A 7944-nucleotide genomic window follows, 5' to 3' on the forward strand; every position below is an offset into this window, starting at 1 on the left:
CCCACTCCCGGCCGAGGGGCGGACCGGGAGTGGGGCGTGACGCCCCGGATTCTCCGATGCGTCTGCGACCGCGCTGGCGTGGGCGGGAGACGTCGGAGGATCGGGGCGGGTATGCGGCAGGCTCTGTCCCGCGTGTCAATGGACATCGAGAGGGTTTCGGGGGCGTGCCGCACGCTTCAGACGACCCGACGACGATTCGGCCGTCAGGTTGCGAAATAGCCGTGGCCTCGATACCCGGAGGTATTCGAGGCCACGTAGTGACTTGCGTCGTTTATGGAGTGGTGAGCGGATTTTCGGTTCTGGTGGAGATCCGGGCGCAGCTCTGGCGCTGCACAAAGTTTCACCTATCGACGAACCGTTTGTCAACACCCACTTCGACAATTCTTCGAAGATGCTGGTCGAGGGCTATTTTCGGGAACCCGCGTAGTAACGGTCGTGGCCGAGAACGACGATCGCCCCGCCTCATCGAGGAGGCGGGGCGATCACAGGATGTGAACCGTGCAGGTGGAAGAGTGTTGTTTCCGTGGCTGTTTGGTCGCGGCGCGGGATCTCGTTATCGGTCGACCGTGGTGCGGCGCGTTCGTCTCGGGTGGGCGAGATGTCCGTCGAGGACGTCGCCGACGAGGTACTGCTCGGGCCATTCGGGCGCCCAGGGCCCGGGCAGGGGTGCGATCCGTCCGGCGTCGCGCATTGTCTGCACACGCCGTACTGTCAGTCCGCGATACTCGCCCCCTAATTCTTTGGCGAGAGCGACTATTCCGGCCGCGTTGAGCCGGTGCGCGCGCGCCTTGGCCACTGTCGAGTCGTCGAGCACGACCGGCGCGTCCGGTGGGCAGATCACCTGCCAAGCCGTTCGGGTCGCCTCCCGGATGTCGGCGGGCGCGTCGTGGACTCCCTCGGTCATGGCGAAGGCGATGATGTTGCGGTCGAGCCAGCGGGCCAGTCCCGCCGTTGTCGGCGAATCGCGATACTCGAGACCGCGTTGTTCGCACACCAACCGAACCCACGACACCAGTACCGCGTGCAGGGTGTCGGCGGCGTGAAGCGCTCGGGGGTCATAGGGCAGCGGCTGCTCGGCCGGGCGGCGGTGCGCGCGGAAGTTGCCGCCGGCGCCGGTTCTGGCCTGGTTGGTCAGGGTGATCGTGAGATCCTCGACCAGGTCCGGTATTTCACGCAGTAGTTCGACCAGCGCGCGTAGGGTGGTTCGGTCCAGGTAGAGGTGGTCGATGCGTTCGCTCACCGCGAACCAGCCGACTCGATGACCATGGCGTTGATGGCCTCGGCCAGGCGCACGGCATGGCCGAGACGCACATAGTCGTCGGTGTGGCGGCCGTCGAACAGATAGCCGCGGGCATAGGCCAACGCACCGGCCCAGCTACTCCGGTTCGATGTCGACCACCATCGTTGCCACCGCCTGCGGGCGGCGACTTCGATCAGGCTCTGCCCCCACTCGAGTGCGGCCTGTGGGCTGGACAGACCGAAGTACACGCTGAGATCGGCGACCGATCGTACCGGGTTACCGGCGGGCAGCGCGGTGATCGGATCACCCTCCGCGCCCACCCAGTAGGTGGGGATATTCGGGATATGGCGTTGCCCGGCTATGCCGTAACCGCCGGGGTCGGGCCCCAGACAACAGCCCGACGGTCGTAGCGGGTCCGCGATCAACGCGCACGCCACGACCTCGAGATGCGCCAGTTCACCCCGGCCGATCTCGGCGGCGACATCGCCCGCGATCGCGGCACCTTGGGAGTAGCCTGCCAGGACCACCCGATTCGACGCGGACTCGATCGCGCCGATCAGGGCGCTGCGGCCGACCGCCGTACTCTGCCCGTAGCTGACGCGAGTGCCGTAGTCGGCCGGATACGGGATCATCCGGTGGGCGAATCTGTCGGAATCCAGTGCGGTGGCGAATGTTTCGGTGACACCATCACCATTCGGGTTCCAGGTGCCGCCCACGATCAAGACGTCGAATTTCTCGACGCCGCGACTCGAGTTCCGCAGCGCGAGAGAAGGTTTTGCGACGTAGTCGGACATGGGGGATCTCCATTCGATCGGATAGGTGCGCTGTCAGCGCGAAGCGTCGGAGAAGACCGGAAATGTGTGTGCACGATCGACAACCTGTCGCGGCGCGGTCTTGTCGAAACGAAGATTGCTCGGATGCGTGGCTATGGCGTTGCCGAGGCCGGGTTCGAGCGGATTGGTGTAGCCGTAGTCCACGTACACCATGCGATGGTCGACTCCGACGATGACGCCCCGTTCGATCCGGCCGCCCACCGGCGACACGAACAGCACACCTCGTCCGATACAGCGACGAAAGTCGGCCAGGACCGGAACCCTCGAATCAGTTGCTGATCGATCGCTCATCGACCCACCACCGGTTCCCGATCAAACGTGATTCCCGTCACCGATACCGACGGCGGATTCCCTAGCGGCACCGTTGAACACGAACGACCCCACCAACCCCACCTCATGACTGACGCATCAAATCGGGCAACAAATCGGCCGTCCGACGTCCGAGCGCCGCCGCGACACGCACCAGATCCGACAGCACGAAGGAAGTGTCGGCACTGAGCTGATGAACCAACACCGACGGAGGTATAGAAGTAGCGCTGACCAGGTCTTTCACTCCGATACCGGCCTCTGCCAGCGCGCGGCGCACACCCTCGGCGATCACAACATCGAGCTGTTCCATAAGGCACACAATATGGTCCGTTTGGACTAGTTGCAACTCTGAACAGAGTCACATATGCGCCGCACTATGCATGGTGGCCAAGGTGCGCCGACTTACGGCGTGTCGTTTGCCAGGTAGCCAATCGGACCTCAGAATGGTCCGTATGGGTGCGAAAGAGACGGCTTCGGACATCAATCGTGCGGTGGGGAACGAACTACGGGCAGCACGGGCACGCCGGGACTTGACCCGGCTCCAACTGGCGGACCTGACCGGACTGGCGGTCAGCACGATTCAGCGTTTCGAGAACGGAGAACGGTCACCGGACATGCAGCAACTCCACGCCCTGTGCGCCGCACTGGACATCTCGATGCGCGAATTCGTCACGCTCGCCCTGAAAGATGTCGAACGCCCGGAAAGCTGAGAACAAGCGCGGATGCCGTGCGGTACCGAAGTCCGGTACCGGGCGGTCATTCTCCCGCTACGATCCCGAGCACTCCCCCACCCACGTCCGAAGCGATGACGCCGCACGCGATCTACGCGCAGCGATCGCTCTCCCCGCTTCTCGACACCGGTCCGAGAGCCGCGTCCGCATAGTCCACGACGGCCTGCACGGAATCGATTCCCAGCGACATCGCGACGAGGACGACATCGCACACCGTCGCGCTCCCTCGAGCGACACGCAACGCAGCGTCCTCCCCGATCACTGTTCCCAAGGCCGCGGCTACATCCATTTCCCCGACAACCGCTAGCCCAGACATCGAGCCGATATTCTCCACTACCCGAGTTCCCCTCTGTCTCCGCGCTCAACTTCGAGCGGTCATCCGGGACAGAATCAACCCGCGTCCCAGAATCAGGCTAGTTATATCGCATCGAAACCCCACAAGCCCGTCAAAGCCACCGTCTTATCGAACGATTCATGGCTACTCGCCGGTAATCAGAAGCGATATGCGATAGCCGCAGATTTGCCTTTAGCGACGGCTCGCACCCCCGGAAGCGCCAATGATCGAACCATCTCGAACTATGTTTCATCAGCGCCGGTCTCGTCGACCACATTCGCTGCTCGACCGAGACCCGCCGGTGACCAGAACACCGACAGCGCGAGAACTCAAGCATCCAGTCCGACAACGCCAATCGTGTCCGATCGGGCCAACAACACCTCCGTATCGACCCGGAGCCAGCTCGACCTTCGACCCGCTACCACCGCATGGCGGCCACTGCCGCACAACAACATCCCAACCATTTGCCGGCAATTCATGGATACAGGCCTCCCGAGTAGATACACCCGGACCAAGTCCTAGACATCAGTCGATACCGCACCCCGGAACACCTCCGAATCACCGACGGTTCGCAGACACCACAAATGCAATTGGACTGTCACCGCCTTCTAGGAGGTGCCGAACTGACCGGTGCTAACCTGAGCGGCGCAAATCTGAGTGGAACCATCCACAGCACCGAAACCCGATGGCCCTCTGGCTTTACTCCACTACTGCGGTGAGCGCAGCGGAAGGCCACTGGGTCTCCTGACAGCACGCATCACGCGAATCCGCTGGCGGGGTCGAATTAGGCGAATCGGACTGCGGTCCGCCATGATCCGGGGGTTGATGTCCACATGTGTTCGTAGAGGAAAAGCGCTTGATGAGGGTTATGAACAGGGCTGCGGTCGCGGCCGCGGTCGTAGGTGTCGCGGTCGGGTCGATGATCGGTGCTGGTACGGCGAATGCAGCTGATGAGCTCTACGGCGCGATCGCGTTCAGCGAGAGCGAATGGACCTACAGCACCAGCGTCGACGCGACCAGCCGTGAAGACGCCATCGAGGAGGCCCTGTTCTGGTGCAGTCTGGACGGTGCCTCGGACTGCGGGATCATGGTGGAATGGGCCAACGGCTGCGGTGCGCTCGTCTTCAGCGAAACCGCGGTGGGCACCGGCCGCGGCCCCGACCGCGCGACCGCTCTGACGTATGCCTACACCAGCCTCGCCGAGTACTACCCGCCGGCGATACTGGCCAACATCGGTTCCGTAGACCTCTCGCAAACCGGAATCAGCGAGGTGGTCTGCACCGCCAACGCAGGCTGAACTGCCAGACCGACCTGCAAACGCAGCTAGAGCCTGGGCGCATCGGTAGAGTTCTTCCCGACACAGTCCCTGGATAGTTCGCGCTTTCAGGGCCTGCGTCACCGAACAGACGAGGACGCCGCCGGATAGGACCCGGCGGGGGACTGTGGATTCTTCGGTGGGTGACCGGAAATCGGCGACATCGCGAGGTCGGTGCGCAACCACATGACGCCGTTCTCTCGGAGGAGTTCCCAGCCCGCGGCCTCCCAGAACGGGGCCGGGTCGTCGAGGGGCCACTTCCAGTCGAATTCCGCAGCGATCCCAGCGATTCGGGTCGCACCGTCGATGTCGGCGTGCATGCGTTCAAGCTATCCGCCACCTACACCCCTCGGTACTCGAAAGCCCGTTGCCCTCACGACAATCGAGCACGATCAGCCCTCACCCGCGCAAACGCGCGTACTCCGGGAACCGCTCGGCCATCGCGGCATCGAAACCCGACACACGCTCCAACGAATCCCACTTGTGGAACCCGTCGCGATCCAGATACCACCCCATCAGATCCGTGCCGTTTTGAGCACCGTCGCCATGCGCGGCACTGCGACACAGGAGATGGCTTTGATGCACAAGTTGGCCGTGCTGTCCGCGCGGGAACGTCGGCAGATCATCGATGGTTTCGTCGACCGCGTCTTCGCCGGGGTCGAGGACGAGGACGCTCTCGTCATCGCCGGGTTCATGCGGGAGATTCCGACGACGCTGCCCGATGAGCCCACCGCCGTGCAGGTCGATGCGTGGGTGGAACTGGCCGAACTCGTTTCCGACCCGGACTTCGAAGCGGTGCTGCGGGCGGTGATCGAACACGGCGAGCCGCACAACCGGATCGAGTTCGGTCTGGCGATCCGCCCGCTGGTACTCGAACACGCAGGCCGCGCGGTCGATTCGGAGATCGCGCCGGGATCCGAGGCGGGCGCCTGATTCTGGACCGGATCGTGCCCGCGGATCTGCCCGAATCCGAAACGGCTTGCCTGTCGGCGTGGTTGCGCACTGTGATCGAGCCGCGGATCGAACGGTATTGGCAACTGCTGAGTCTGATCAACGGTGCCGAACCCGACAAACCCAGCGTGCCTGCCTTCACCTGGTTGGCCCAAGCGCTGAGCGCGCACCGCTGACCCCCGACCACACGGCAAGGTGTCTCGTGAACGATTGTTGGTGAGACACCCACCAATGCGGGGAGATCTGGATGGGTGACCGGATCACGGGGACGTCGTCATCCAGCTTCGATCTGTTCGCGCAGGATGTCTCCGTGGCCGGCGTGCCGGGCGAATTCGGCGGTCATGAACACATAGATCCAGCGAAGGCTGACGACGACTCCCGAGTGTGGATGCTCGCGGGTCTCGTCCAGCGGAATCGGCGCTGCGATAGACCTGGCTCGGGCGCTGGCACGTTCGAACTCCGCGATCACCTCGGTCATGGTCTCGTCCTCGCCCACCTCGAACCCTCCATGTGCCCACAACGCGCCGTCGCAGGCGTCGTCGGTGAGTCGTCCGAGCGTGCGTTGGAACCACATCCGCTCGGCGAACGCGGCGTGTTTGATCAGAGTTATCGGGGTAGTCAGCGAGGGGACGAGCCTTACCCTGGCATCGGTTTCGGACAGGCCGCGCGCCGTATCGATGAGATCGCCGCGTGCCTGATCGAGCATGGCCTCGAGCACTTCTCGTTCGGTGCCGGTGGTGTGGATCGACGTGGTCATCGCGGGCGGTCCTTCCTTGGTCCGCCCAGCACACGCCAGGCAGACCGATCTGCTGGTGGTGGTTCGGAAACGGTTCGCCGGAAGAACCGGCACCGGGTGGTCACGTACTTCGCGACCAGGAATCCTGATTCGGGCCGCCGATAGAGGTTGCAGCTCACATCAGAAGTGAGCGCGGCAAAACCTTCCAAGAGTTTACCGCTCGCCGCAACGGCACGGCGCCCCAGGACAGCACCTGGTCATCAGCGCCACCTGACACCGCGAAAACACCGCCACCGAACACTGCGAGTCACAGAGATCCCGCCGTCGAGATACCGGAACAGGCCGCGGCTTCGCCCATCTGCGGCACGCCGTCGATACCGTTGCGCGACATGACGTCGTGACTACGGGCCAGGACTTAGTAGTTGGGACGCGGTCCGAGCCTCGAGCGGTACTGTTCCCAGGACGGCAGACGCATCCGCGGTTCGGCGTCACCGACATCGCTCGTCTCGAACTCCGCGACGATCGGACGACCGTTGATCTCGAGAAACGCCTCGTCGGTGGCCCGCCTGAAGTCCTCGGCGGTATCGAACCGTCGACCGTCGATGACGAATTCCGCGCACCACCGATCCTCGCGCCGCACTCGCACCACACAGATCTGGCGTCGTTCCCCGCCCACCCAGACGTCGGGCGCCCGGCCAACCCGTGCCGCACCGAACCCCAGTCGACGCCTCACCGAACACACCAAGGACCGCAGGGACCGTTTCAACACGGACCCCAGGGAGCATTGAATTTCTCCCTGTCCTCTTCGGTGACCGGAAAGTCCTTGTACTTCTCCAAATCCAGGGCAAATTGCGCTTCGGCCTCCGCGATCTCGCGATACCGTTCAGTACGCTCGGCTTCGGATTCCTCCGCCGCGTCGTCGGTCATCGGATTCTCTGCACGGGAGTCTTCCACCGTGGAGATCCTTGCACGCGGTCTCTCGAATTCCGAGGTCCCTCTCGCAAATCGCTCGCACCGGCACCGATGGCTATCGTGATGTAGTGAACGACGCTGCGGGTGTGCCGATCGACTACACCTTCTTCCGCAGCGGCCTGCTCGAGCCCGCACCTGCCTCGCCCGCACTCTACGAGCGGTTCGCACGCGACGGCGACGCGGCCGAAATCTGGCGAGAGCTGTCGGTGCCCGACGATCCCCGCAGGTGGTTCCTGCACGCGGCCCTGTGTGGGACGTGCAAGGGGACGGGCAGCGAATGGAGGTCCTACCCCGATTCCGACGGCCGGTACGACACGAACAAGTGGACCTGTGGTTCGTGTCGCGGCACCGGTGACAGCACCGCCTCCACTATCGAGTCGAATCCCACCGAAAAGCTGTCAACGGAACGCCAATCCTGGACACTTCTCGGCACCGGAATTCTGACCCCCTTTTGGTCGGTCGGGTTGATGGTTTCAGTCTTCAGTTGTGCCGGCGGTGGGGACGCGGCCGAGGTCGCGGTCCT

At 63.7% G+C, this 7944-nt stretch carries 14 protein-coding genes; 6 read left to right on the top strand and 8 right to left on the bottom strand.

Annotated elements, in window-relative coordinates; translation table 11 throughout:
* Positions 1–553 precede the first annotated feature (553 nt).
* The 4 genes from JZ792_RS40185 to JZ792_RS40200 all read right to left on the bottom strand — a co-directional run bounded on the left by JZ792_RS40185 (position 554) and on the right by JZ792_RS40200 (position 2692).
* Positions 554–1240, bottom strand: a complete 687-nt coding sequence (locus tag JZ792_RS40185; protein ID WP_216918130.1) for a hypothetical protein — start codon at positions 1238–1240, stop codon at positions 554–556.
* Positions 1237–2034 (bottom strand): PE-PPE domain-containing protein, encoded by a 798-nt coding sequence (locus JZ792_RS40190; RefSeq protein ID WP_216918131.1) that lies wholly within the window; start codon positions 2032–2034, stop codon positions 1237–1239. Before JZ792_RS40190 ends, JZ792_RS40185 begins: the two co-directional genes overlap by 4 nt.
* A gap of 33 nt (positions 2035–2067) precedes the next feature.
* Positions 2068–2292 carry a hypothetical protein gene (locus tag JZ792_RS40195; protein WP_216918132.1) on the bottom strand — a complete coding sequence of 75 codons (225 nt, stop codon included), beginning with the start codon at positions 2290–2292 and terminating at the stop codon, positions 2068–2070.
* Positions 2293–2467: 175 nt separating this feature from the next.
* Positions 2468–2692 carry a hypothetical protein gene (locus JZ792_RS40200; protein ID WP_216918133.1) on the bottom strand — a complete coding sequence of 75 codons (225 nt, stop codon included), beginning with the start codon at positions 2690–2692 and terminating at the stop codon, positions 2468–2470.
* Positions 2693–2834: 142 nt separating this feature from the next.
* On the opposite strand from JZ792_RS40200, the gene JZ792_RS40205 reads away from it, so the two are divergent.
* The 3 genes from JZ792_RS40205 (at position 2835) to JZ792_RS40215 (ending at position 4744) form a co-directional block, all read left to right on the top strand.
* Positions 2835–3092, top strand: a complete 258-nt coding sequence (locus JZ792_RS40205) for a helix-turn-helix domain-containing protein (protein WP_157978756.1) — start codon at positions 2835–2837, stop codon at positions 3090–3092.
* 939 nt (positions 3093–4031) lie between these two features.
* The gene (locus JZ792_RS43345; RefSeq protein WP_216918134.1) at positions 4032–4166 is read left to right on the top strand and encodes a pentapeptide repeat-containing protein; all 135 of its coding nucleotides are present in this window, start codon (positions 4032–4034) and stop codon (positions 4164–4166) included.
* Between the two features lie 140 nt (positions 4167–4306).
* A complete protein-coding gene (locus JZ792_RS40215) occupies positions 4307–4744 on the top strand; it encodes a DUF4189 domain-containing protein (protein WP_216918135.1) in 438 nt (145 codons plus the stop codon).
* Positions 4745–4842: 98 nt separating this feature from the next.
* Here the strand turns inward: JZ792_RS40215 and JZ792_RS40220 are convergent, their stop codons facing one another.
* Positions 4843–5082 (bottom strand): hypothetical protein, encoded by a 240-nt coding sequence (locus JZ792_RS40220; RefSeq protein WP_216918136.1) that lies wholly within the window; start codon positions 5080–5082, stop codon positions 4843–4845.
* A gap of 259 nt (positions 5083–5341) precedes the next feature.
* Here JZ792_RS40220 and JZ792_RS40225 point away from each other — a divergent pair, with 259 nt between their 5' ends.
* Both JZ792_RS40225 and JZ792_RS40230 read left to right on the top strand, forming a co-directional pair.
* A complete protein-coding gene (locus JZ792_RS40225) occupies positions 5342–5695 on the top strand; it encodes a hypothetical protein (RefSeq protein WP_216918137.1) in 354 nt (117 codons plus the stop codon).
* Positions 5696–5709: 14 nt separating this feature from the next.
* The gene (locus tag JZ792_RS40230) at positions 5710–5889 is read left to right on the top strand and encodes a hypothetical protein (protein ID WP_216918138.1); all 180 of its coding nucleotides are present in this window, start codon (positions 5710–5712) and stop codon (positions 5887–5889) included.
* A 98-nt stretch (positions 5890–5987) separates the two neighbouring features.
* Here JZ792_RS40230 and JZ792_RS40235 read toward each other — a convergent pair whose 3' ends face one another.
* From JZ792_RS40235 to JZ792_RS40245, 3 genes are all read right to left on the bottom strand, one after another.
* On the bottom strand, positions 5988–6470 hold the full coding sequence (locus JZ792_RS40235; protein ID WP_216918139.1) for a DinB family protein: 483 nt from the start codon (positions 6468–6470) through the stop codon (positions 5988–5990).
* A 394-nt stretch (positions 6471–6864) separates the two neighbouring features.
* Positions 6865–7182, bottom strand: coding sequence for a hypothetical protein (locus tag JZ792_RS40240; RefSeq protein ID WP_216918140.1), 318 nt, complete (start codon positions 7180–7182; stop codon positions 6865–6867).
* A gap of 29 nt (positions 7183–7211) precedes the next feature.
* Complete coding sequence (locus tag JZ792_RS40245; RefSeq protein ID WP_216918141.1) at positions 7212–7403, bottom strand: MCP four helix bundle domain-containing protein; 192 nt, start codon at positions 7401–7403, stop codon at positions 7212–7214.
* 86 nt (positions 7404–7489) lie between these two features.
* Between JZ792_RS40245 and JZ792_RS40250 the strand changes: the two genes are divergently transcribed.
* The coding region (locus JZ792_RS40250) for a DnaJ-like cysteine-rich domain-containing protein (protein ID WP_216918142.1) at positions 7490–7944 on the top strand (455 nt) is incomplete at its 3' end.

Source organism: Nocardia noduli (assembly GCF_019038455.1).
Classification (GTDB): Bacteria; Actinomycetota; Actinomycetes; order Mycobacteriales; family Mycobacteriaceae; genus Nocardia; species Nocardia noduli.